The sequence below is a fragment of the Polymorphospora rubra genome (genome assembly GCF_018324255.1).
Classification (GTDB): Bacteria; Actinomycetota; Actinomycetes; order Mycobacteriales; family Micromonosporaceae; genus Polymorphospora; species Polymorphospora rubra.
Genome location: NZ_AP023359.1, coordinates 4897259 through 4922734 on the forward strand (window position 1 = coordinate 4897259; position 25476 = coordinate 4922734).

Annotated in this window: 16 protein-coding genes and 1 pseudogene; 6 read left to right on the forward strand and 11 right to left on the reverse strand. The window is 72.7% G+C overall.

The window, feature by feature from the left end:
- Position 1 precedes the first annotated feature (1 nt).
- Entirely contained in the window at positions 2-1066 is a 1065-nt protein-coding gene (locus Prubr_RS22120) for a glycosyltransferase family 2 protein (protein WP_212816818.1), read from the reverse strand.
- Between the two features lie 396 nt (positions 1067-1462).
- Positions 1463-2368 carry a DUF559 domain-containing protein gene (locus tag Prubr_RS22125; RefSeq protein ID WP_212816819.1) on the reverse strand — a complete coding sequence of 302 codons (906 nt, stop codon included), beginning with the start codon at positions 2366-2368 and terminating at the stop codon, positions 1463-1465.
- A 158-nt stretch (positions 2369-2526) separates the two neighbouring features.
- On the opposite strand from Prubr_RS22125, the gene Prubr_RS22130 reads away from it, so the two are divergent.
- The gene (locus Prubr_RS22130; protein WP_212816820.1) at positions 2527-2673 is read left to right on the forward strand and encodes a hypothetical protein; all 147 of its coding nucleotides are present in this window, start codon (positions 2527-2529) and stop codon (positions 2671-2673) included.
- On the forward strand, positions 2673-2924 hold the full coding sequence (locus Prubr_RS22135; protein ID WP_212816821.1) for a hypothetical protein: 252 nt from the start codon (positions 2673-2675) through the stop codon (positions 2922-2924). Before Prubr_RS22130 ends, Prubr_RS22135 begins: the two co-directional genes overlap by 1 nt.
- On the opposite strand, the gene Prubr_RS22140 is transcribed toward Prubr_RS22135, so the two are convergent.
- Positions 2872-3702, reverse strand: coding sequence for a TetR/AcrR family transcriptional regulator (locus Prubr_RS22140; RefSeq protein ID WP_212816822.1), 831 nt, complete (start codon positions 3700-3702; stop codon positions 2872-2874). The two genes, Prubr_RS22135 and Prubr_RS22140, sit on opposite strands and share 53 nt — an antisense overlap.
- 103 nt (positions 3703-3805) lie before the next feature.
- On the opposite strand from Prubr_RS22140, the gene Prubr_RS22145 reads away from it, so the two are divergent.
- A complete protein-coding gene (locus Prubr_RS22145; RefSeq protein WP_212816823.1) occupies positions 3806-6091 on the forward strand; it encodes an ATP-binding cassette domain-containing protein in 2286 nt (761 codons plus the stop codon).
- 251 nt (positions 6092-6342) lie between these two features.
- The gene (locus Prubr_RS22150) at positions 6343-8445 is read left to right on the forward strand and encodes a glycoside hydrolase family 99 protein (RefSeq protein WP_212816824.1); all 2103 of its coding nucleotides are present in this window, start codon (positions 6343-6345) and stop codon (positions 8443-8445) included.
- 3 nt (positions 8446-8448) lie between these two features.
- On the opposite strand, the gene Prubr_RS22155 is transcribed toward Prubr_RS22150, so the two are convergent.
- The 6 genes and pseudogenes from Prubr_RS22155 to Prubr_RS22185 all read right to left on the reverse strand — a co-directional run bounded on the left by Prubr_RS22155 (position 8449) and on the right by Prubr_RS22185 (position 21365).
- Entirely contained in the window at positions 8449-9996 is a 1548-nt protein-coding gene (locus Prubr_RS22155) for a condensation domain-containing protein (protein ID WP_212816825.1), read from the reverse strand.
- Entirely contained in the window at positions 9993-10631 is a 639-nt protein-coding gene (locus Prubr_RS38270) for a phosphopantetheine-binding protein (protein WP_425518063.1), read from the reverse strand. Before Prubr_RS38270 ends, Prubr_RS22155 begins: the two co-directional genes overlap by 4 nt.
- Positions 10629-16285, reverse strand: a pseudogene (locus Prubr_RS36975) (AMP-binding protein); the annotation flags it as partial. The pseudogene Prubr_RS36975 and the gene Prubr_RS38270, both read right to left, overlap by 3 nt.
- A gap of 197 nt (positions 16286-16482) precedes the next feature.
- Positions 16483-16968 carry an acyl carrier protein gene (locus Prubr_RS22175; RefSeq protein ID WP_212816827.1) on the reverse strand — a complete coding sequence of 162 codons (486 nt, stop codon included), beginning with the start codon at positions 16966-16968 and terminating at the stop codon, positions 16483-16485.
- A gap of 31 nt (positions 16969-16999) precedes the next feature.
- Positions 17000-19882 (reverse strand): type I polyketide synthase, encoded by a 2883-nt coding sequence (locus Prubr_RS22180; protein ID WP_212816828.1) that lies wholly within the window; start codon positions 19880-19882, stop codon positions 17000-17002.
- 70 nt (positions 19883-19952) lie between these two features.
- Positions 19953-21365 (reverse strand): MFS transporter, encoded by a 1413-nt coding sequence (locus Prubr_RS22185; protein ID WP_212816829.1) that lies wholly within the window; start codon positions 21363-21365, stop codon positions 19953-19955.
- 299 nt (positions 21366-21664) lie between these two features.
- Between Prubr_RS22185 and Prubr_RS22190 the strand changes: the two genes are divergently transcribed.
- Positions 21665-22411, forward strand: a complete 747-nt coding sequence (locus Prubr_RS22190; protein WP_212816830.1) for an IclR family transcriptional regulator — start codon at positions 21665-21667, stop codon at positions 22409-22411.
- 213 nt (positions 22412-22624) lie between these two features.
- Positions 22625-23485: an alpha/beta fold hydrolase gene (locus Prubr_RS22195; RefSeq protein WP_212816831.1), complete on the forward strand. Its 861-nt coding sequence runs from the start codon at positions 22625-22627 to the stop codon at positions 23483-23485.
- A gap of 113 nt (positions 23486-23598) precedes the next feature.
- Here the strand turns inward: Prubr_RS22195 and Prubr_RS22200 are convergent, their stop codons facing one another.
- Positions 23599-24240 carry a response regulator transcription factor gene (locus Prubr_RS22200; RefSeq protein ID WP_212816832.1) on the reverse strand — a complete coding sequence of 214 codons (642 nt, stop codon included), beginning with the start codon at positions 24238-24240 and terminating at the stop codon, positions 23599-23601.
- Positions 24231-25475, reverse strand: coding sequence for a sensor histidine kinase (locus Prubr_RS22205; RefSeq protein ID WP_212816833.1), 1245 nt, complete (start codon positions 25473-25475; stop codon positions 24231-24233). The genes Prubr_RS22200 and Prubr_RS22205 overlap by 10 nt, the downstream gene beginning before the upstream one ends.
- Between the last annotated feature and the right edge of the window lies 1 nt (position 25476).

The window sequence follows — 25476 nt, forward strand, 5'->3', positions numbered from 1 at the left end:
GTCAGCCTGTTCCTCCCGCAGCCACCGCCTGCCGGCGGGTGCCCGGCTGACCGGTGTGCCCGGACATCCGGCCCCGCAACTGCCATGCGGCCATCGACAATTCGAACAGACGATAGGCACCCGCCGCCGCCATCCGCTGCTTGACGCCGTCGTTGCCGGGCGGTACCGGAGCGCCGCCGGCCGGCAGATGGCGTGCGTACTGCTCGGTCAGGCGCGCGAAATAGGCCCGGCGCATCGACCGTGGTACCCGGCTGTGGTGGCCGAGCACCTGGAAGCAGTGCCAGATCATCCGCTGGAAGAGTAGCGGACGTAGTGTCTCGTACCGGGCGGGGTCGGCGTCGAGGAAGTCGAACACCCGCGTCCACTGGTCGAAGACCTCGAAGTGCCGATCGCTGACCGTGAACGTGATCGCGCCGGCCGGCCGCTGGCGGTACGCGTAGCAGTAGCGGTCGAGGACGCTGATCCGTTCCGCGGCGAGCATCACCGGCAGGACGAACGCGACGTCCTCGTACCAGCCGGGGCCGAACCGCAGGCCGTGCCGGGCCAGGAAGTCGCGCCGGATCACCTTGTTGCAGGCGATCCAGAGCACGTCGAGCAACCTGGGCCGCTGCGCGAAGGTGAACGTCTCGGGCAGGTTGCCGCCGGCGTCGGTGACCGGGTGGTGTTCGGCCGGCTGGTCGGGATAGACGCGGGCGTAGCCGGTGACCAGCAGGTCCGGGTCGGTGGCGGCGATCCGTTCGGCGACCGCGTCCAGGGTGCCGTCGGGCAGCCAGTCGTCGCTGTCGACGCACCACACGTAGCGTCCGGTGGCGTGGTCGATGCCGGTGTTGCGGGCTGCGCCGAGCCCGCCGTTGCGCTCCAGCGTGACGACCTTCAGGTTGTCGTGGCGTTCGGCGTACCAGGCGAGGATCTTCGCGGAGCCGTCGTCGGAGGCGTCGTCGACCGCGATCACCTCGAGTTCGTCCGGCGACCGTTCGGCGAACGACTGGTTGAAGATCGAGTCCAGGCACTGCGCGAGGTAGTCCTCGACCCGGTACACCGGGACGATCAGGCTCAACAGGGGCATGTCGCGCCGCCCTCCGGCTTGTCCGCGTCGGTCTGTCCGGATCCCGCACGTTTGGCGGGACGCGGGGCCGGTCGCCGGACAGCATCCGGGCAGTGGGCGACGTGAGCGGTAGCGCCGGCTCAACGTCAGGTGACGACTGGGCGAACCACGCATGGCGGCCGCCTGTGCGTCTCGGCGGTGGCCCGTGTCCGCGGACGCCCGTGCTGGTGGCCGCCTGTGCGTCTCGGCGGTGGCCTGCCGTGCGCCGTGGGGTGGCTGTCCGTGCGGTCCGCGCCGTGGGGCGGCGGTCCGTGCGGTCCTTGCCGTGGGGCGGTCCGTTGTCGATCTGGGCGGCAGAGACCTTACGAGGACGGGGTAAGGTCTCTGCCGCCCAGATCGACATGGCTGCCCGCCGCTTCAGGCGGGGCGCTCGCGCTCGGCGATGGCCTGGCGCACCAGGGCGATGATCCGGTCCGGGTGCCGGAGCACGTCGTCGGCGGTGAACCGCAGGACGAGCCAGCCGCAGGCCCGCAGGTCGTTGAGCCGGGCGACGTCGCGGCGGAACTGGGCGCGTTCGCGGTGGTGGTCGCCCTCGTACTCGATGGCGATCCGCCACCCTGGATAGGCCAGGTCGACCCGGCCGACCAACCGGCCCCGGCTGTCGTGCACCCCGTGCTGGGCGACGGGCGGCGGCAGGCCACCGTCGACCAGCACGAGTCGGAGCCTGGTCTCCATCGGTGATCCGCTGAGCGGCTCGGCGATGGCGAGTACCTGCCGGAGTTGCCTGATCCCGGGGCAGGGCGGGTGGGCGGCGAGATATCCGGCGAGGGTGTCGAGTCGGACGACTCGCCGGGCGAGCAGTGCGTCGACGGCCACGACGGCGTCGGTGCGGGGCAGGATGCGTCCGAGGTCGAACGCGGTGCGGGTAGGGGTGGTGACCGGCAGGTTCGCGAAGCGGGTGATGTCGTCGCCGGTCAGTCGTTGGTAGCTGACTGCCACGCGTTGGTGCCCGCGGGGCCGGTAGGTGCTCGGCAGCACGACCGCAACGGGAGTTTGCCGATCAAGGAGATTCACACCCCAGAGGAAGGCTGCGCTACGTGCACAGATGGCCGCGCCCGGTGGCAGGGTCAGCGCGACGGCGTCGCACCACATCCGGTGGTCGTCGGGCTGGTAGCCGTCGGCGTGCACGTAGACATCGGGCAGCAGCCGGTGCCAGGTCTGCCCACTGAGCATCCGTTTGGTGATCAGTCCCCGGGCGACCGCCCGACTTCCGACAAAGGGCAGGAAGGCCAGCTCTCTGGGGACCTTGGCGAGGCGCGGCATCCGGCGAGCATCCCCGCTGGCCCGCATCCCCGCGGCCCGTCGTGCGCCCGCGGCCCGTCGTGCGCCCGCGGCCCGTCGTGCGCCCGCGGCCCGTCGTGCGCCCGCGGTCGGCACCCCCGACGCGGGCACGGCCGGCGGTTCGGTGGTATGACCTGGGGATGCATGACGACCCGGTGCAGCGGCTGGTGGACACCTTCATCGCGGCCTTCAACACCCCGTCCGGCGAACGAATGTCCGAGTTGCTGGCCGAGGCGTTCACTCGTGACGTCACGTTCTGGGGCCGTTGGGGCGTACCCGGGGGTTGATGGCGTTGGAGAACTTCGTGACGTACCTGCGTGGCCACGGGCGGGGGCCCGGCCGGATGGTGCGGACCAGTGCGGTCGACGCGCCGGGGGAGTGGGCGAGGTACGCCTGGGCCTACCGGGACGCCAGCGGTGCGGTGGTGCTCGACGGCGTCGACACGGTGCACGTACGCGACGGTCGCATCGACCAGATGGTGGTGTTCAGCGGCCCGCTTCCGGCCCGGCCGGACCCGGACCCGCCGGCGTCCGCCTGATCCGGGCCTCGATGCCGTCGAGGAAGACGGATAGTCCGATGTGGAACGTCTCGCGGGCTTCCTGTTCCAGGTAGGGGACGGATTCGTCGGCCATCTCGAAGGCCCGCTCTTCGGCGAGCCGGCTGATGGTCGGGAACCGCTCGGCGAAGTCGGGGGTGACCTCGTCGAGCAGGGCCGAGCGGGCGTACCACCACTGGTCGTCGGAGACGCCGGTGACGCCGGGAGCCTGGCGGGTCTCGGCGATCGTCCGGGCCACGCCGCGGACGAAGTGCAGCAGGGAGTTGACGACGCGCATGAGGACGGGGGCCGGCAGGTTGCTGCCGGACAGGATGCGGACGACCGTCTCCAGCATCGTGTACTCGTTCGGGCCGAGCACCGCCCGGGCGTGCGAGATCTGGAGCATCCACGGGTGGCGCAGGTAGAACTCCCAGAGGCTCTCCGACCAGGTGGTCAGGGTGGCCCGCCAGTCGTCACTGGCGGGCGGGTCGGTCGGCACCTCGGCGAGCACCCGGTCGTACATCAGGTCGACGAGTTCGGCCTTGCCGGGGACGTACGTGTAAAGGGCCATTCCGGTGCGGCCGAGCCGTTCCCCGACCGCGTTCATCGACAGGGCCGCCATTCCGCCGGTGTCGGCCAGTGCGATGGCGGCGTCGACGATCTCGTCGACGGTCAGGCCCGGCCGTCGGCCGGGGCGGGCGGGGGCGGGTTCGGTGCGGTCGGCGCGCCACAGCAGGGTCATGGACCGCCGTGCGTCGCCCTGTCCGACGAATACCACCACGCGTTGCTCCCGGGGGTGTATGGTTGCCTGCCGAGTTTTTCTTTATGGCATAAAGCTATCTCGCCTGGATCGATCGGGTGCCAACTTCCAAGAAGGAATCCCCATGCCGGACGCTGTGCCGAACCGCATCCTGCCCGCCGACAGCCACGACGTGATCGAGGTGCGTGGTGCCCGCGAGAACAATCTGACCAACATCTCCCTGGACATCCCCAAACGCCGGCTGACCGTCTTCACCGGCGTCTCCGGGTCGGGCAAGTCGTCGCTGGTCTTCGGCACCATCGCCGCGGAGTCGCAGCGCCTGATCAACGAAACCTACACGGCATTCCTCCAGTCGTTCATGGGCAGCCCGAGCCGGCCGGACGTCGACGCGCTGCGCAACCTGAGCGCGGCGATCGTCGTCGACCAGGAGCGGATGGGCGCCAACTCGCGGTCGACGGTCGGCACCGCCACCGACGCGTACACGATGCTGCGGATCGTCTTCAGCCGGCTCGGCGAGCCGTACGTCGGTCCGGCCACGGCGTTCAGCTTCAACGCCCCCGACGGCATGTGCCCGCGCTGTGAGGGGCTCGGTCGGGTCACCGACGTCGACATCGACGAGCTGGTCGACCGGGAACTGTCGCTCGACGAGGGCGCGATCACCGTTCCCGGGTTCAACGTCGGCGGCTGGTACTGGCAGAGCATCGCCCATTCCGGGTTCGTCGACCCGGCGGTGAAGCTGAAGGACTACACCCCGCAGCAGTGGGACGACTTCCTCAACAAGCCGTCGACCAAAGTCAAGATCAGCGGCCTCAACACCACGTACGAGGGCCTGCTGGTCAAGGTCCGGCGCACCATCCTGGCCAAGGACCGGGAATCGATGCAGGCGCACATCCGGGCGTTCGTCGACCGGGCCGTGGTCTACGCCTCCTGCCCGGACTGCGGCGGCACCCGACTCAACCCGGCGGTGCTCGGCTGCCGGATCGCCGGACGGAACATCGCCGAATGTGCCGCGATGCAGATCAGCGACCTGGCCGAGTTCGTCCGCAAGATCTCCGACCCGTCGGTGGCGCCGCTGCTGGCCGGGCTGACCGAGACGCTGGACTCGCTGGTCGAGATCGGGCTGGGTTACCTCAGCCTCGACCGCGAGTCCGGCACCCTGTCCGGTGGCGAGTCGCAGCGGGTCAAGATGGTCCGCCACCTCGGCTCCAGCCTCACCGACGTCACGTACGTCTTCGACGAGCCGACCGTCGGGCTGCACCCGCACGACATCGCCCGGATGAACGACCTGCTGCTGCGGCTACGCGACAAGGGCAACACGGTGCTCGTCGTGGAGCACAAGCCCGAGGTGATCCAGATCGCCGACCACGTGGTCGATCTCGGCCCCGGGGCCGGCTCCGCCGGGGGACAGGTCTGCTACACCGGCGACCTCGCCGGCCTGCGCGCCTCCGGCACGCTGACCGGCCGGCACCTCGACCACCGGGTGACGCTGCGCGACGCCGTACGGAAACCGACCGGACAGGTGTCGATCACCGGTGCCCGGCTGCACAACCTCAAGGACGTGCACGTCGACATCCCGCTCGGCGTGCTCACCGTCGTGACGGGCGTGGCGGGCTCCGGCAAGAGTTCGCTGATCCACGGCTCGTTGACCCGCCGCGACGGTGTGGTGGTGGTCGACCAGACCGCGATCCGCGGCTCCCGGCGCAGCAATCCGGCCACCTACACCGGGCTGCTCGACCCGATCCGTACCGCGTTCGCGAAGGCCAACGGGGTGAAGGCCGCCCTGTTCAGCGCGAACTCCGAGGGTGCCTGCCCGAACTGCAAGGGGATCGGGCTGGTCTACACCGACCTGGCGATGATGGCCGGGGTGGCGACGGTCTGCGAGGTGTGTGAGGGCCGGCGGTTCACCGCCGAGGTGCTGACCCACAAGCTGCGGGGCAAGGACATCAGCGAGGTGTTGGCGATGTCGGTCGCCCAGGCGCGGGACTTCTTCCCGTCCGGTGCGGCCCGGACCATCCTCGACCGGCTCGCCGACGTGGGCCTGGGCTATCTCGGACTCGGGCAGCCGCTGACCACGCTGTCCGGCGGTGAGCGGCAGCGGCTGAAGCTGGCGATCCACATGGCCGAGAAGGCGGCGACGTACGTTCTCGACGAGCCGACGACCGGCCTGCACCTGGCCGACGTGGACCAACTGCTGGCCCTGCTGGACCGGCTGGTCGACGCCGGCAACACGGTCATCGTCATCGAGCACCACCAGGCGGTGATGGCGCACGCCGACTGGCTGATCGATCTCGGTCCGGGCGCCGGACACGACGGCGGGCAGGTCGTCTTCACCGGCACCCCGGCCGACCTGATCGCGAACGGCACCTCGCTGACCGCCCGCCACCTGCGCGAATACCTGGGCCACGCCTAGCTCGCGCGCGGCCGCGGCGGCGGCCCGTGGGCCGCCGCCGCGGCGCTCCCGCGATCTTGCGCAAATATTCGCCCGAATCACCGCAAATGGGGGAGATAACTGCAAGATCGCGAGGGGAGGGATGGCGGGGTCGGCATCTTGCGGTCGGTGGTTCAGTATTTCCATCGAGCGATTCAAGTATTGCGATTGTGTGAACAAAGCTGGCAGTATGCCGGGCATCGATGCACCTGGTTCCAGGAAGTGGAGCACCCATGCCTGTCACCCGTCGCAGTTTCGTGTCGTCGGTGGTCGCCGGGTCGGCCCTCGCCGCCGTGTCCACCTCCGAGCTGCTCGCCGCGGCCTCCCCGGCCCACGCGGCCAGTCCGGTCGGCGACGTCGTCGGAAAGATCACCGTCGGCTACCAGGGCTGGTTCTCCTGCCCTGGCGACGGCGCGCCGATCGGCGGCTGGTGGCACTGGAGCCGCGACCGCTTCCAGCCGCCGTCGCCGGCCAACACCACGATCGTGTCCTGGCCGGACATGCGCGAATACACCCGCGGCTACCCGACCGCCTACCCCAACCTCGGCAACGGCCAGCCGGCGACCCTCTTCTCGTCGTACGACCAGCAGACCGTCGACACGCACTTCCGGTGGATGCGCGACCACGGCTGCGACACCGCCGCCCTGCAACGGTTCAACCCGTTCGGCGACGAGGGCCCGACCCGCGACGCCATGGCGGTCAAGGTCCGCGACGCGGCCGAGCGCTTCGGCCGCAGGTTCTATCTCATGTACGACGTCACGAGCTGGACGAACATGCAGTCGGAGCTGAAGACCGACTGGACCACGAAGATGTCGGCGTACACCGCGTCACCGGCCTACGCCCGGCAGAACGGCAAGCCCGTCGTCTGCATCTGGGGCTTCGGCTTCAACGACCCCGGCCGCCCGTTCGCCCCGGCCCCCTGCCTCGAGGTGGTCAACTGGTTCAAGGCCCAGGGTTGCTACGTCATCGGCGGCGTGCCGACCTACTGGCGTACCGGGATCAACGACTCGCGGCCCGGCTTCTCCGACGTCTACCGCGCCTTCGACATGATCTCGCCGTGGATGGTCGGCCGCACCGGCACCCTCGACGGCCTCGACTGGTTCCACACCAACGTCAACGTCCCCGACCAGGCCGACTGCAACGCCCGCGGCGTCGACTACCAGCCCTGTGTCATGCCCGGCGACCTGTCCGCCGGCCACCGGGTGCACGGCGACTTCTACTGGCGGCACTTCTACAACCTGGTCCGGCTCGGCGCCCAGGGCCTGTACGTGTCGATGTTCGACGAATACAACGAGGGCAACCAGATCGCCAAGACCGCCGAGACGGCGGCCTGGGTGCCGGCCGGCACCGGCATCCGGGCCCTCGACGAGGACGGGGTGGCCTGCTCGTCGGACTACTACCTGCGGATCACCGCCGACGGCGGCCGGATGCTCAAGGGGCAGCTCCCGCTGACCCCGGTGCGCCCGACCCCGCCGACGCTCGGCGGCCCCGACCCGACCGGTGACCTCGCCGCCGGCCGGCCCACCTCGGCGAGCAGCCAGAACGGCCCGTACGTCGCCGCGAACGCCGTCGACACCAGCACCGCCACGTACTGGGAGAGTGCCGGGGCGCTGCCGCAGTGGATCCAGGTCGACCTGGGCGCGCCCCGGTCGGTCGAGCGGGTCGTGCTCGCCCTGCCGGCGGGCTGGGGAACGCGTACCCAGACCCTGTCGGTGCAGGGCAGCGGCGACGGCTCCGCGTTCACGACGATCGCCGGCCCGGCCGGGCGCGTCTTCGACCCCGCCACCGGCAACCAGGTGACGATCAACGTCCCGGCGACGACCGCCCGCCACGTACGGGTCACCGTCACCGGCAACACCGGCTGGCCGGCGGCCCAGCTGTCCCGGCTCCAGGTCTACGGGACGGCGACGCAACCCGTCACCAACCTGGCCGCCGGCCGGCCGACCTCGGCCAGCGGCCACACCCAGAACCTGGTGTCCGGCAACGCCGTCGACGGCAACCCCGCCAGCTACTGGGAGAGCGCAAACAACGCCTTTCCACAGTGGATTCAGGTGGACCTGGGCGCCGCCGTCGCCGTCGGCCGGGTGGTGCTGAAGCTCCCGCCGGCCACGGCCTGGCAGACGCGTACCCAGACGCTGTCGGTGCAGGGCAGCACCAACGGCACCACCTTCACCACGCTCGCCGGGTCGGCCGGGCGCGTCTTCGACCCGGCCACCGGCAACGCGACGACCATCCAGTTCACCGCGACCGCCACCCGCTACGTCCGGCTGTCGATCAGCGCCAACACCGGCTGGCCGGCCGGGCAGATCGGTGAGTTCGAGGTCTATGCCGCGTGACGGTCAGGCGGCGGCCGCCGGTACGGGGGCCGGCAGCCCGGTCAGCTCGGACAGCGGCCGGTGCGGCTGCCGGCAGGCGGTCGCCAGCACCTCCAGGTAACCGTCCATCCAGGACTTCGCGGTCGCCGGGTCGAGCCGGTCGAGCGCGTACTCCAGGTAGCCTTCCAGCCCGTACGACCGGGGGATCAGCCCGCAGATCAGCGTCGTGCGGGCGGCCCCGGTCGGCCGGTCCTCCACCTCGGCCGTCAGCCCCGGCAGGTCCAGTTCCAGGTTCAGGGTGCTCTGGTAGGCGAAGCTCACCGCCGCCATCGGCGGCGACCCGCCACCGGCGTCCTCGATCAGCCGGTCGTAGATCCACCCGATCGGCAGCATGTTGTCGACCCCGGCGAACAGCCCCATTCCGACCTGGTCGACCAGGTCGGCGAAGGTGGCGGTGGTGTCGACACGCATCCGGATCAGCAGTGGGCAGGCCACGATCGCGACGGTCTCGGCGAACTCGATCCGGTCCCGGTTGGCGTACGGCAGCGAGACGACGACGTCGCCCTGACCGGTCAGCCGGGCGAGTTGCACCCCCATCGCCGCGGCCAGCGTCGGGAACAGCGTCGTGTTCCGCTCCACGGAGAACGCCCTGACGTCGCGTTCCACGTCGGGCGGCACGAGGAACTGGTGGGCCCGGCCCCGCCCGGTCGGTACCGCCGGCGCCGGCCGGTCGTACGGCAGGTCGAGGGCGAAACCGTCGAGGGTCAGTTCCGTCGACCAGTAGTCCGCCCGCCGGCGCCGGGTCCCGGCGTCGTACACCCGCTGCTCCCAGCGGGCGAAGTCGATCGACTGGACGGTCGGCGGGGTGCGGTCGGGGGCCTCACCGGCCAGCGCCCGGCGGTAGCCGGCCGCCATGTCGTGCAACATCACCGACACCGCCCAGCCGTCACAGGCGATGTGGTGCACGACGATCATCAACCACCAGGTGTGCACGTCGACCCGGACCAGTTGCAGGCGCAGCGGAAGCTCGTGGTCGAGGTCGAACGCGACCTGGGCGACGGCCCGGCTGACGTTCTCGGCCCGCTCCAGCCGGTCCGGATCCGGCAGGCCGGTGACGTCGACGACGGGCAGCGTCACCGGCTGGTGGGCGTACACGATCTGCACCGGCCCGTCGCCGTCGTCGACGAACCGGGACCGCAGCGCCTCGTGCCGGGCCACCACGGCGTCCAGCGCGGTCCGCAGCGCGGCCTCGTCGAGAGTGCCGGTGAGGACCAGCCGCATGCTGACGTTCCAGGTGGCGCTCGGCGGGTTCGCGTTGATGAGCGACAGCATCCGGTCCTGCTGGTAGGAGAGCGGACCCCGGGCGACCTCGACCCGCTCCGGCGCCGGCCCGGCACCGAGGCGATCCAGCAGTTCGGACCGGTACGTCCGCAGCGCCGCGACGAGGTCGGGCGTGACCGCGTCGGCGGGGGCGTCGAAGTGGAGCCGGACGCCCCCGCCGTCCGCGGCGTCGTCGGCCGTCAGCCGTACGTCGTGGGTGGCGACGTACGCCAGCAGTTCGTCGAGGTTCACAGCGTGCCCCTGACCCGGCCGTTGACGGCGGGCCGCTGCTCGCGCAGGTGTTCGGCCATCGCCCGGATCGTCGGCGCCCGGAAGAACCGCAGCACCGGGTACTCCACGCCGGTCGTCTCCCGCAGCCGGCCGAGCAGCCGCATCGCGGTGATCGAGTGGCCGCCGAGGGCGAAGAACGACGCGTCGGCCGGGGTCTGGTCCGGCGTCCGGTCCAGCTCGGCGCACCACAGCGTCCGTACCGCCTCTTCCAGGTCGTCGGGCGGTGTGGGCGCCGGCACCGGTGGTGCGGCGGCCGGCGGTGGTGCCGCCGGCGACGCCGGGACGGCGGCCGGTGCCGGGCCGGACGGGCCGGCCTGGACGCCGGGTCGGGGCAGCGTGGCCCGGTCGACCTTGCCGTTGCTGTTCACCGGCAGCGCCGACAGGAACGCCCAGGCACGGGGCACCATGTGGTCCGGCAGTTCCCGCGCCAGGGCGTCGGCCAACCGTCCGGCCAGCCGGTCCGGGTCGCCACCGCCGGTCGGCACGACGTACGCGGCGAGGTAGGCGTCGCCGGCCCGGTCGCGCAGCGCGGTCACCACGCCGTCGGCGACCTCGGCCAGACCGAGCAGTACGGCGGTCACCTCGGCCGGCTCCACCCGGTAGCCGCGGACCTTCACCTGGTCGTCGATCCGGCCGAGGAACTCCAGGTCCCCGGCCGGGGTCCAACGGACCAGGTCGCCGGTGCGGTAGAGCCGCTCGCCGGGCGCGGCCGGAACACCGGTGACGAAGCGTTCCGCGGTGAGTTCCGGCCGGTGCAGGTAGCCCAGCGCCAGGCCCGGCCCGCCGATGTACAGCTCGCCGCGGGCACCGACCGGCACCGCCCGGCCGGCGGCGTCCAGCACGTGCAGGCGTACGTTGTCGACCGGCCGGCCGATGCTGATCGGGCCGTCGTCGACGGTCGGGTCGGTGACGACGGCGGTGGTCGCCAGCACGGTGGCCTCCGTCGGGCCGTATACGTTGCGGACCTCGTACGACACGCCGGGGTGGGGCCGGGTCCGCAGCCGGTCGCCGCCGATCAACAGGTGCCGCAGGGATGGCTGGAGCGGGGCCGGCAGGGCCAGCACCGCTTCGGCGAGTGCGGTGGGCAGGATGGTCAGGGTCACCCCGGCGGTGCGGTACCAGCGGGCCAGGGCCGCCGGGTCGAGCCGTACGTGGTCGTCGGCGATCGCCAGGCTCGCGCCGGCGAGCAGGGCCGGCCAGACCTCCAGCACCGAGGCGTCGAAGCTCTGTCCACACACGACGGCGTGCCGGTCGGCGGGGGTGATGCCGGTGGCGTCGGCGTGCCACCGGCTCAGGTTCCGCACGGCGCGGTGGCTGACCGCGACCCCCTTCGGCCGGCCGGTCGAGCCGGAGGTGTAGATCACGTAGCCCGCCGCGTCCGGGTCGCCGGCCGGCGCGGTGCTGCCGGCGGCCGGTGTGCCGTACGCCCCGTCGACGTGCAGCAGGGCCACCCCGTCCGGCAGCGGCGGCGTCTCGGCATCCGATGTGGACAGCAGGATCCGGGCCCGGCTGTCGGCGACCATGAACCGTACCCGGGGGTGCCGAGGCCGGGGTCCAGCGGCAGGTAGGCGGCACCGGTCTTCAGCACCGCGAGCATCGCCACGACCAGGTCCGGCGACCGGGGCAGCCACAGCGCCACGACGTCACCGGGTCCGGTGTCCGCCGCCCGCAGCCGGTCGGCCAACTCGTCGGCGCGCGCGTCGAGCTGCCCGTACGTCAGCACCGCGCCGCCGCCGATGACCGCGACGCTCTGCGGCGTCGCCGCCGCCCAGCGCTGGACGGCCGTGTGCAGGCACTCGTCGGGGACCGGCCGGACCGGGCCGGACCCCAAGCGGTCGAGCGTCTCCCGGTCGGCGGCGGTGAGCCCGCCCAGCCGCGACAGCGGCGCCCCGGGGTCGGCGGCGACCGCGGCCAGCAGCCCGGTGAAGGCGTCGGCCAGCCGCTGCGCGGTCGACGCCTCGAACAGGTCGACGTTGTATTCCAGCCGGGCACCGATCCCGTCGCGCCGGTTGGTCAGGTAGAGCACCAGGTCGACGACGGCCCGGTCGGCGCCGACGTCGAGGGTGGTCGCGGTGACGCCCGGCAGGTCCAGCCGGAACGCGACGTGGTTCTCGAACTCGGCGATCACCTGGAAGATCGGGTTGCGGCTGGTGTCGCGCTCCGGGGCGAGCGCGCCGACCACGGTCTCGAACGGCACGTCGGCGTGGTCGTAGGCGGCCAGCGCCGTCGACCGGGTCCGGGCCAGCAGGTCGGTGAACGTCGGGTCGCCGCCGAGGTCCAGCCGCAGGGCCAGGGTGTTGAGGAAGAAGCCGACGACCTCCTCGGCACCCGGCGGCCGGTCGGTCACCGGGGTGCCGACGATGACGTCCTCCTGCCCGGCGTACCGGCCGATGGTCGCGGCGAACGCGCTGGTCAGGACCATGAACAGGGTGGCCCGTTCGCGGCTGGCCAGGGTCCGCAGCGCGGCCGCGACGGCCGGTTCGACGAGCCGGACGACGGACCGGCCCCGGGTGCCCATCACCGGCGGGCGGGGCCGGTCGGTCGGCAGGGCCAGCACCGGCAGTTCCCCACCGAGGCGGTCCCGCCAGTAGGCCAGGTCGGCCCGGGCCTTGTCGCCGTCGAGCGCGGCGACCTGCTCCACGGCGAAGTTGGCGTACCCGCGCGGCAGGGCGGGCAGCGCCGCCGGCACGCCCTCGACCCGGGCCCGGTAGAGCGCGGACAGGTCGCGGGTGACGACGGTCGCCGACGTCGCGTCGACCACGATGTGGTGGAACGACAGCACCAGTACGTGCCGGGTGTCGGCCAGCCGCAGCAGGCGGGCGTGGAACAGCGGGCCGGTGGTCAGGTCGAACACGTGTGTGCTCTCCCGCTCCACCGCGACCCGGCAGACCGCGTCCTCGTCGGCGCCGGTGTGGTCCTCGACCGTGAAGTCCGCCGGAGCCGGCGGCAGCACCCGCTGCACGGGCTCGCCGTCGACCTCGGTGAAGACCGTACGGATCGCCGGGTGCCGCTCGACGAGTTGGTCCAGCGCGGTGCGCAGCGCCGGCACGTCGAGCGGGCCGTCCAGCCGGATGAAGGCCGGCTCGTTGTAGGCGCTGCGACCGGGGAAGAGCCGGTCGAGGAACCAGATCCGCCGCTGCCCGGGCGACAGCGGTGCCGTCCGGGGCGGCCCGGCGACCTCGGTGGCCGGCGCCGCCGGTGCGGGCGCGACCTCGATCGGCGTGGCGGCCACCGGGGCGGTGCCGGCGGGGGCGGTGGGGATGGTGTCGGTCGGCGCCGCGGCGGCCGACCGTCGGCGCAACAGGTCGAGTGGTGGCAGTCCGGCGGCCAGCCGCTCGGCGGGCACCCCGAAGTCGACCAGGGCGGCGATCTCGTCGACGCCGGCGGCGGCCAGCGACCCGACCACCGAAGCGCACTCGTCCGGTGAGCCGATCAGGGCCCGGGACTCGCAGTACCGCTCGTACGCCCGCTCGAAGACGAAGTCGAGGTCGTCCTCGCGTACGTTGTCCATGTCGATCTGGAAGCCGAGGCTGTTGGTGACCTGGCCGAAGAGCGACAGCGACGAGCGCATGTACGACCGCAGCGGCTCGAACGCCTCGGCCCGCGCCCGGCGGCCGTCGGTGCCCACGTACGTGTGCGCCAGCACCACCACCCGGCCCGGATCGAGCCCGTGCGCGGCCCGCGCCTTCCGGTACAGCGCGATGTTGTCGGCCAACTGCTCGACCGACTGGCTCATCAGGTTCGTGATGACGCCGAGGTCGTGCTCGGCGGCGAGTTGGAACGACTCGGGACGGCCGACGACGGCGGCGAACATCGGCGGCGCGGACTGCACCGGACGCGGGAAGATCCGTACCGGCACCTCCTCGCCGCTGCCCGAGACCCGGGTCAGCGGGTCGCCGCGCCACAGCCGGCGGACCTGGTCGAGGTGCTCGTACATGACCTCGCGGTGCCGGCCGAAGTGTTGCGGGGCCAGCACGAAGTCGTTGGCGTGCCAGCCGGACGCGCACCCGATCCCGACCCGCCCGGCGGACAGGTTGTCCACCATGGACCATTCTTCGGCGACCCGCACCGGGTCGTGCAGCGGGAGTACGACCGAACCCGCGTTGAGCCGGATCCGGGTCGTCTCCCGGGCGAGCGCGGCGGCGAGCACCACCGGGTTCGGGAAGACGCCACCGAAGGAGTGGAAGTGCCGTTCCGGCATCCACAGCGAGTGGAAGCCGTGGCTGTCGGCGAACCGCGCCGTCTCGATGATCGAGCGGTACTTCTCGTCGGGCGCGCTGTCGGCGGGATAGTCACCGAAGAAGTAGACGCTGAAGTCCGGTGCCGTCCGCGTACCGGCTGTCGCCGGCGCCGGCACCGGCACCGGTTCGGTGCGGGCGGCCGCCACGACCGGCTCGGCGGCGCGGGGCCCCGGCGGGGCGGGGGCGTCGGCCCGCACCGGTACGGCGGTTCCGGTGGCGGTCCGGGCCGGTACGGCGGTTCCGGTGGCGGTCCGGGCCGGTACGGCGGTTCCGGCGGCGGTCCGGGCCGGTACGGCGGTTCCGGCGGCGGTCCGGGCCGGGACGGGCGCGGCGGCCGGGACCGCTACGCCGCCACCGGTCGGGAAGTAGCCGGCGCCCCGCATCTCGCGCAGCGAGTCGCGTACGGCGTCGGCCACCTGCTCCACGTCGGCGTCGGTGTGCGCGGTGGAGAGGAAGAAGTTGCGCCACTCCCACACGAAGACGCCCTTGAGCAGCAGGTGGTGGTAGAGCAGTTCCATGTCGGCGCGGTGCTCGAAACGGAACTGCGAACCGAAGTGCCCCAGCCGGACCGGGAACTCCTCTTCGGCGAAGAACCGGTTCAGCGACCCGACCAACTCGTCGGTGCGCGCGTTCAGCCGCTCCTGCAGGTGCGGGCTGTGCTGCTTGAGATGGGTCAGCACCGCCCGGGCGGCCACCATCGACAGCGGGTGCTGGATGTAGGTGCCGCCGAAGAACGTCGTCTCGCGCGGCGGGCGGCTGTCGTCGCCGTACTGCCAGAAGCCCCCGTCGACCCCGTCCATGATGTCCTCCCGGCCGGCGATCGCGCCGATCGGGAAGCCGCCGCCGAGCGCCTTGCCGTACGTCGCCAGGTCGGGGGTGACGCCGAAGAGACCCTGCGCGCCCCTTTGGTGCGGCCGGAAGCCGGTCAGCATCTCGTCGAACATCAGCACGATGCCGTGCCGGGTGGTGATCTCCCGCAGCGAGTGCAGGAACTCGACGGGCTGCCGCGTCGGGTGCCGGCTCTGGATCGGTTCGACGATGACGGCGGCCAGTTCCGGGCCGAGCGACTCGATGGCGGCCAGGCTCTCCGGCGCCCCGTAGTCGAGGACCACCAGGTCGCTGACGGCGCTGTGCGGGATGCCGGTCGACACCGGGACGGTCACCCGGTCGGCGCCGGTCCCGTTGGAGCGGCCGAGCACGTTGTCGGCGTGGCCGTGGTACGACCCGTGGAACATGACGATCTTGTCGCGGCCGGTGGCGGCCCGGGCCAGCCGGATCGCGGCCGAGTTCGCCTCGGTGCCGGAGTTGGCGAACGCCACCCGGGGCAGCCCGACCAGATCGCTGAGCAGCACGGCGGCCTCGCCGGTATCGATGCTGCGCGGCCCGAGCTGGACGCCACGGGACAGGTGCTCGCGGACCGCCTCCGTCACGAACTGCGGCTCGTGGCCGAAGAGCAGCACCCCGAAGCCCATCGTGATGTCGACGTACCGGTTGCCGTCGACGTCCTCCAGCCAGGAGCCCCGGGCCCGCTGGCCGGCGATCGGATACAACATCTCCTTGGTGCCGCTGCGGAACCCGACCACGGCCCGGCTGTCGGCCAGCACCCGGCGGTAGCGCTGGGTGATCTCCTTGGAGGTGCGGGTCCTCGCGACGAGGCGCTGCCGCAGCTCGTCGACGTGTGCCCGCTGCGCGTCGCTGCGCTGGCCGGCCGTCATGCCCGAGCCGTGCGCGACGGTCACCCGGGGGCCGTGGACGACCGGCGCGGCCGCCGTCTCCGCGCCGGCCTCGGCCGGTACGGGCGCGCCGGTCCCGTCCGGCGCCTCGACGGCGACCGGCGCGACGCCGGCCGGCGCGACGCCGGCCGGCGGTGGCGGGCCGGCCGGCCGGCTGCTCGCCGGGGGTGGCCCGGCCGGTTCGGTGGCGGTCGGCTGGGCGGTGGCGGTTGGCTGGGCAGTGGCGGTCCGCAGCGCGGCGAGCTGTTCCTCGATGAGCCGCGACTGCCGGACCATCTCCTCGAGCTGGGCGGCGAGGTCCGCCACGGCGTCGGCCGGCCCCGGTGCGGCTGCGACCGGGGCAGGTGGGGAGGTCGGTGCGGCGGGCGGGGACGGGGTGGCGGACTCCAGCGGCTGACGGGGCGTCGGGACGGTGCCACGCCCCGGCACGAACACCTCGTTGACCGGCACGATCGGCGCGGGCGGAGGCGGCGTCACCGGCGCGACCGCCACGGCGGCCGGTACCGCCGGGGCCGGGACCGGGACCACGGTGGCCGGGGCCGGGATCGCCGGGGCCGGGATCGCCGGGGCCGGGGCCGCCGGGCGGACACCGGCGCTGGTGCGGCCAGAGCCGGTGTGACCGTGGCCGCGGCGGCGGCCGGGGGAGGGGCGGCCGCCGCCGCGGGTGTTGCCGGGCCGGCGCCGATCCGGGCCACGACCAGCCGGGACAACCGGGCCGGGGTGTCGCCCTCGTCGAACAGTTCGCGCATCGCGACCCGTACCGAGAACTCGCCCTCCAGCTCGCGGAGCATGTTGATCATCGTCAGCGAATCGGCGCCCAGGTCGAGGAAGGGCGTGTCCACCCGTACGTCGGCGAGTGCGTAGCCCAGGTGCCGAGCGGTGAGTTCGCGTACCCGCTCGGAGACGTCCTCGACGCCCGGGCTCCGGTCGGTGTGCGGCGTGGCCCCGTTTCCCAGCATCGTTCCTCCAGTGACTTGCGGTTGGCCGGGGTCACGCCCCAGAGACACTGCTGCTGTCGGCTAGGTCGGTCGCGGGGGCCGGCGGTCCCGGTTCGGTGGCCGGCCGTCGCGCGACGACCTCGGCGAGTTGGCTCAGCAGTCGGGCCTGTACGGCGGCCAGGCCGCGTACCTGTTCCGCGACGGCTTCGACGGCCCGCAGCGTTCCCTCGTCGTGCGTCGCGACGGCGGGCAGGTCAGCGGGCGGCGCGGTGCCACCGACCGGAGCAATCCAGTGTGGACGGTGCTGGAACGGGTAGGCCGGCAGCGGCATCCGCCCGCCGCCGCAGCCGGCGAGCAGGACGGACCAGTCGACGGCCGCGCCGGCGGTGTGCAGCCGGGCCACCGCCCGGCCGAGGGTGTCGAGTTCGGCGTTCCGCCGCTGGCTGACCACCACCGGCCGGTCCGGCAGCACAGCCCGGCCCAGCCCGGCCAGCACGGCGTTCGGCCCGACCTCGACCAGCGGCGCGTCCGCCACCCGGCCGACCGTCTCCAGCACCAGGTCGAAGCGGACCGGGTGGCGGGCGTGCCGCAGCAGGTAGTCGACGTCGACGACGTGCCCGGCCGGCAGCACCGTACCGTCGACGCCGCTGACCAGCGGGATCCGCAACGGCTGGAACGGCACCGTGGCGAGCAGCCGGCGCAGGTCGGGCAGCACCGGGTCGAGCAGGGCGGAGTGGAAGGCCCGGTCGACCGCGAGCCGCTGCCGGCGCACGCCCCATCCGTCGAGCAGCGCACCCGCCCGGTCCACGGCGGCGGCCGGGCCGGCGAGCACCCGGTTCGTCGCCGTGTTGACGGCGGCGAGGTCGAGGTCGGGGCACTCGGCGCGGAGCCGGTCGACGATTTCCGGGCCGGCCAGCACCGCGAGCATGCCGCCGGCCGCGGTGGACCGGTGCATCAGTTCGCCGCGCCGGCGGGTCAGCCGGATGCCGTCGGCCAGCGACAGCGCACCGGCGGCGTGCAGGGCCGCGTACTCGCCGACGCTGTGCCCGGCGACCAGGCCGGGGTCGACCCCGAGGGCGTGCCAGAGTCCGGTCAGTGCCGCCTGGTAGGCGAACAGTGCCGGCTGGGCGAACTCGGTGTCCCAGATCGTGTCTGGCGCGGCCGGGTCGGTGAGGGCGGCCAGCAGCGACCGGCCGCCGGCGTCGGTGTGCAGCCGCTCGCACTCGTCGAGGACGGCACGGAAGGCCGGGAAGCGTTCGTACAGGACCCGGGCCATTCCCGGCGTCGGGGTGCCCTGCCCGGAACAGAGGAAGACCGGCGCCGGCCGGGGCTCGGCGCCGGCGACGAACCGGGGGTCGGGCCGGTCCGGCCGCGCGAGATAGGCGTCGAGGGCGTCGGCGAGCGCGGCCGGAGTGTCGCCGAAGGCGACCAGCCGGTGCCGCAGGTGCGGCCGCCCGAGCGCGGTGGTGGTGAGCAGGTCGGCGGGCGCGGCGTCCGGATCCGCCCGCAGCTGGTCGCGCATCGCGGTGGCGAGGTTCACCAGCGCGTCGGGGTGCCGGGCGGACAGCGGCAGCAGGCCGGGAACCGCCGCGTCACCGGCCGGTACGCGGCGCGGCGGCGCCTCCTCCAACACCAGGTGGACGTTGGTGCCGCCGACCCCGAGCGCGGTGACCGCGGCCCGGCGCGGCCCGGCACCGGCCGGCCACGGGCGCGGCGCGGTCGGGACGTAGAACGGGCTGGTGTCGAGCGCCAGGGCCGGATTGGGACGTCGGTAGCCGGCCATCGGCGGGATCTCGCCGTGCCGGAGTACCAGGATCGTCTTGATCAGGCCGGCCATGCCGGCGCACGCGTCGAGATGCCCGATGTTCGGCTTGACCGAACCGATCGCGCAGTAGCCGACCCGGTCGGTGTGCTCGCGGAACGCCGAGGTCATGCCGTCGAACTCGATCGGATCACCCTTGTACGTGCCGGTGCCGTGCGTCTCCAGATAGCCGATCTGGTCCGGGGAGACGCCGGCGACCTCGTACGCGCGCAGCAGCGCACCGCGCTGCCCGGCCGCGCTCGGCGCGGTGTAGCTGTGCTTGCCCGCGCCGTCGTTGTTGATCCCGGAGCCGAGCAGCACCGCGTGGATGGTGTCGCCGTCGGCGACCGCCCGGTCGAACCGCTTCAGCAGTACGGCGGCGACCCCGTTGCCGCCGACGGTGCCGTCCGCCTCCGCGTCGAAGGGCCGGCACCGGCCGCTGCGGGACAGGATCGAACCCTTGACGTACCGGTAGCCCAGCGCCACCGGTACGTGCACCGCCGCCGCGCCGGCCACCGCGAGGTCGGCGTCGCCGGCCAGCAGCGCCTGGCTCGCCAGATGGACCGCCACCAGTGAGGTGGAGCAGCCGCTCTGCACCCCCATCGACGGCCCGGTCAGCCCGAGCCGGTAGGAGGCCCGGGTGGCGAGGAAGTCGGCGTAGTTGCCGACCGCCACCTGCATCCCCGACAGCCAGTCGTCGTCGCGGTCCGGATGGGCGAGGTTGCTCATCAGGTAGGTGTTCAGCGGGTAGAGGTGGAAGCCGACGCCGGCGAAGACCCCGACCCGGGTGTCGGGCGCGGTGGCGGCGTAGCCGCCGTGCTCCAGCGCGTGGTAGCAGGTCTCCAGGAAGATCCGGTGCTGCGGGTCGGTGACCCGGGCCTCGTGGGCACTGATGCCGAAGAACTCGGCGTCGAAGCCCTCGATGTCGTCGAGCACGCCGCTGACCCCGACGAAGTCGGGCGCGTCGCGCAGGTGCGCGGGTACGCCGGCCGCGGCCAGCTCCCGGTCGCCGAACCGCCGTACGCTGCACACCCCGTCGCGGATGTTGCGCCAGTAGGTCTGCGGGTTGTCCGCACCGGGCAGCCGGAACGCCATCCCGACGACCGCGATCCGCCGGTCCATGCGCTCGGTCATGTCCCTGCCCCGCTGCGCTCGGCAGGCCCATGACTGGATCTGAGCCTGCCGATGCCCTCGCTGCGCTCGGTCATGTCCCTGCCTCGCTGTGCTCGGTCATGCCCGCCTTGTCGCGTTCGGTGGTGGGGCCGGTCGGGCGGTTGACGACCTCGGGTACGCCGCCGGCCGGTTCCGGAACCGGGGCACCGGTCGTGGCCGGCTCGGGTTCCGTCGGCCCTTCGGATCCGCGTCCCCGTCGGCGTAACACGAGAACGGCGAGGAACGCCAGGGCGAGCACGATGGCCAGGCCGTGGAAGATCGCCACGACCGCGAGCGGGCTCATCCGTTCCATCAGCGCGGCGCAGAGCACCATGCCGCCGCCGAAGCCGAAGTTCTCGGCCATCGCGGAGAACCCGAAGACGTAGCCGCGCTGCTCGTCGGGCGCGGTCTGCAGCCGCGAGGTGTACGCGATCTCGGTGAACCCGTCGGCGATGCCGGCGAGCAGGGCGACGAGGATGCCGAAGAGCAGGGGCGGGGTGGTGAACGCGAGGATGAACGCCAGCGACATCACGATCGCGCCGACCGCGAAGGCCCGTTCGTTGATCGACCGGTCGCTCCGCTTCGCCCACCAGGCCACCGCCCGTTGGGCGAGGATGCTGCCGATCGCCCAGACGGTCCAGAACTGTGACATGAACGCGGCCGGGTTGCCCGGGTCGATCGTGCTGGACAGCACCGGCAGGCCGACGTTGTGTGAGGCGGACCCGAATCCGTCGATCGCCCGTAGCCCGATCATGGCCAGCAGGATCGGGGCGGCCTTGAGGAAGCGCAGTGCGGTCAGTTGCGCGCCGAGCAGGCTCTCCCGTTTCGCCCCGGCTTCGCCGGCGCCGCCGTCGGTCGGTGTCGCGGTGTGCCGGCGGGTGCTGATCGGCAACCGGGCCAGGTTGAGGGCGGCGAAGACGAAGGTGACCGCGTTGATGATGAACGCCGCGGTGTAGCCCAGCGTGGCGATGACCAGGCCGGCGGACGCGAAGCCGGCCACCATCGCCAGCGACCGTCCGGTGACCAGCAGGGCGTTGGCGCGTACCCGCTGGTCGGCTCCGACGATCTCCGGGATGCTGCTGCGCAGCGCCACGCTGGACAGCGTGGCGCAGACGCCGGTGATGGTGGCGATGCCGTAGAGCAGCGTGCTCTGGGTCGCCACCGGGGCGAGTACGAGCACCACCATCGCGACGGCCTGGGTGGAGTCGGCGGTGACCATGACCCGCTTGCGGTCCAGGCGGGACACCGCGCTGCCGGCGAGCAGTCCGGTGAGGAAGCTCGCGCCCAGCCGCAGCGCCATGAACAGCCCGGTCTGCAGTGCGCTGCCGGTCAGGTGGTAGGCGAAGAGGTTGAGCGCCACCATGTTCAGGTAGCTGCCGTACGACGATACGGCGTTGCCGACGGCGAGGAAACGGAAGTGCCGCATGGCGCGCGAGGCGCCGTTCGCGGGTTTGGTGACTCTCATGCGCGCATAATTTTCCGTCAATATCTGATCGGCTGAATGATCGACGCATGCGAGTATAGTGAGGAATCCCTACGTGTCGAGTCTTTGACGCAGAGTGAGCAATGCCTCAGTGTCACGCGGTCGTCACCATCGACGCGGTGTGACTGCCGCCGTGACCGAGCCGCTGCCGGGGCTGGCGGGCCTGGTGCCCCGCCCGGGCCGGCGACCGTACCCGTCGACGCCGCATCCACCGGTCTTGCCAGACGCGTGTGCGACCATGCGTCGGCGACGTACGGAACGGATCGGAAAGAGCGGTGGCCATGGCCGGAACCCCCCTCGGCAAGGCTCTGTCCCTCCTGGAGGCCCTGGAGAACGAACGCGGCAGCGCCAGCCTCGGCGAGGTCGCCCGGACCACCGGCGTCACCAAGCCGACCGCGCACCGGATGCTCGCCCTGCTCGAGGAGCGCGGGTACGTACGCCGGCTGCCCAACCGCGAGTACGCCCTCGGCCCCCGGCTGATCACGCTCGGCGACTACGCCCGTGGCCGGAACACCCTCGTCACCGTCGCCGGACCGGTTCTCGACCGGCTGGTGCGGCAGTGTGGCGAGACGGTCCACCTCGGCGTGGTCAGCGGCCGCTCGCTGCTCCTCGTCGACCGGCGCGAACCGGCCGACGAGGCCGTCCGGCTGGCGGTGCTGCCGTCGTCGCTGACCAGCCTGCACGCCAGCGCGGCGGGCAAGGTGCTGCTGGCGTTCGGCCCCGACACGCTGCTGGAGCAGGTGATCGAGAACGGCCTGTCCCGCTACACCGCCCACACGATCACCTCCTCCGACGAGCTGCGGGCCGAGTTGCGGCAGGTCTGCGCGCAGGGCTACGCGCTGAACGAGCAGGAGCGCAACGAGGGCATCCGCGCGGTCGCGGTGCCGGTGCTGACCGCCGACGGACGGTGCGCGGCCGCGCTCAGTGCCGCCGGGCCGATCCGGCGCCTCACCGCAGACGGTCTGGACCGGGCCCGGACGCTGCTGGCCCGCGGCGCGGCCGAGATCGCGGCGGCCGACATCCGCTGAGCCACGCGAGGGCCGGGGGACCGGCGGAACGTCGGCCCTGCCGGGGGCGAATACCGCGCGGGCGGCGGGGGACCGGCGGAACGTCGGCCCTGCCGGGGGCGAATACCGCGCGGGCGGCGGGGGACCGGCGGAACGTCGGCCCTGCCGGGGGCGAATACCGCGCGGGCGGCGGGGAATACGCCGGCCACCTACGCGCCAGGAGGAGAAGCGCTCATGCCCTACGTGACCGTCGGTACCGAGAACTCCGCGCCGATCGACCTCTACTACGAGGATCACGGCAGCGGTCAGCCCGTCGTGCTCATCCACGGCTTCCCACTCAGCAGCGCCGCCTGGGAGAAGCAGGTTCCGGCCCTGCTGATGGCCGGCTACCGGACCATCGCCTACGACCGGCGCGGCTTCGGCCAGTCGGCCCAGCCGACCAGCGGGTACGACTACGACACGTTCGCCTCGGACCTGAACATGCTCATCAACGAACTCGACCTGAGCGACGTGGTGCTGATCGGCCACTCGATGGGTACGGGTGAGGTGACCCGCTACCTCGGGACGTACGGCTCCGACCGGATCAGCCGGGCGGTGCTGGTCAGCACCATCCCGCCGTACCTGCTGAAGACCTCCGACAACCCGGAGGGGGTCGACAAGGCCCTCTTCGACGGGTTCCAACAGGCGATCGTGGCCGACCGGTACGCCTACCAGACGAGCTTCCTCAACGACTTCTTCAACTACGACCAGACCAGGGGCAAGCAGGTCAGCGAGGAGGCGTACCGGGCGAACTGGAACGTCGCGGTGAGCGCGTCGCCGATCGGCACCTACGAGTGCGTCAGCAGCTGGCTGACCGACTTCCGGGCCGACGTGGCGCGGATCGACGTACCGACCCTGATCATTCACGGGGACGCCGACCGCGTGCTGCCGTACCCGCTGACCGCGCCGCGGTTGAACGCCATGCTGCCGGACAGCGAACTGGTGACCCTGCCGGGCGCCCCGCACGCGATCCCGTGGACGCACGCCGACGAGGTGAACAACGCGATCATGCAGTTCATCGGAGCCCGCACCCCGGCGATGTCCCGCAAGAAGTAGGCGTACCTCTTTTTCCGCGATCTTGCACTTGTCGCCGGGCAGAAGCGACAAAAGGGGGAGATAACTGCAAGATCGCGGGGAAGGCGTGGGGGACGCGCGGGGAAAGGCGTGGGTCAGGCGCGGAGGTAGGCGAGGACGGCGAGGACCCTGCGGTGGGCGTCCTCGTCGGGCGGCAGGTCGAGCTTGGCCAGCACCGAGCCGATGTGCTTGGCCACCGCCGCGTCCGACACCACCAGGGTGCGCGCGATGGCCGCGTTCGACCGGCCCTCGGCCATCAAGCCCAGCACCTCCCGCTCGCGGGGCGTCAGCCGACTCAGCGGATCCCGGCGGCGGCGCAGCAGCTGGCGGACCACCTCCGGGTCGACGACCGTGCCGCCGGCGGCGACCCGGGCCAGCGCGTCGACGAACTCCTCGACCTCGCCGATCCGGTCCTTGAGCAGATAGCCGACGCCGGCACCCCGGCCGGAGTCGAGTAACTCGGCCGCGTACGTCTGCTCGACGTACTGGCTGAGCACCAGCACGGCCAGCGCCGGGCGGGCGGTCCGCAGCGCGACGGCGGCCCGCAACCCCTCGTCGGTGAAGCCGGGCGGCATCCGTACGTCGGTGACCACCACGTCCGGCCCGTGCACCCGGACCGCCTCGACCAGCGCCGCCGCGTCGCCGACCGAGGCGACGACGGTGTGCCCGAACCGCTGCAGCAGCCCGGCCAGTCCCTCCCGCAGCAGCACCGAGTCCTCGGCGAGCGCTACCCGCACGGGATCTCCGCCCGGACCACGGTCGGCCCGCCGGCCGGGCTCGACAGCAGCAGCCGGCCGTCGACCGCCGCGACCCGGTCGGCGAGCCCGGTCAGCCCGCTGCCGGCGGCCGGGTCGGCTCCCCCGACGCCGTCGTCGCGTACCTCGACGACCAGCCAGTCGCCGGCGACCCCCGTGACGCCGCCGCCGACCCGGGCCCGGGTGGCACCGCTGTGCTTGGCGACGTTCGCCAGCGCCTCGGTGACCACGAAGTACGCCGCCTGTTCCGCCGCGGCCGGCAGCCGGCCGGGCAGCGGCAGATCGACGTCGACCGGCAGCGGCGACCGGCCGGCGACGTCCTCGACCGCCGCCGGCAGGCCGCGGTCGCTCAACACCTGCGGGTGTACGCCCCGGATCAGCTCCCGCAACTCGGCCAGCGCCTCCTTCGCCTGCTCGTGCGCGCGGGCCACCTGCTGTCCGGCCGGTGAATCCACCGGCAGGTCGAGCCGGGCCAGGCCGAGCGTCATGCTCAACGCCACCAGCCGCTGCTGCGCGCCGTCGTGCAGGTCACGTTCGATCCGCCGCCGCTCCAGTTCGAAGGCGTCGACCAGCCGGGCCCGCGAGCGGGACACCTCGACCAGCCGCGCGGTCAGCTCGGTGTCGCGAGGCGACAGCACCGCCCGGGCGATGGCGGCCCGGGTGCCGGCCCACGCCATGATCGGATAGGTGGCCAGCGGCAGGATGCCGATCCCGCCCAGCAGGGACGGCACGGTCAGGTAGATCGGCAGGTCGGAGTCGACGAACGGCGCGCTCATGAACATCAGCGGCACGTACAGGACGGCGGACACCAGTAGCAGGTCGATCCACCACAGCGCCAGCGCCGACACCAGCAGGTAGCCGAACTCGCGCCAGGTCGCCGCCTCCCTCGTCCGGGTCGACAGCCAGGCCCGCCAGCCGGGCCGGCCCGGCCGGCGGTGCGGGTCGTACGCCGGCTCGGTGTCGACCAGCCGCAGCCGGCGCCGCTCGAACCGGGCCACCACGATGCCGACCCAGACCATGCCGGGCAGCGCCAGCAGGCCGACCACGCCGATCAGCAGCACCACCCCGAGCGTGCCGAGGGTGATCAGCGCCAGGACACTGGCCAGGCCGAGGAGCACCCCCGAACCCAGGTAGGCCAGCGACCGCCACGGCCACGGCGAGCGCAGCAGACGCAGCGGCGGCAGGGTCAGCGCCTCCAGGGCGGTCCGGGCGACCACA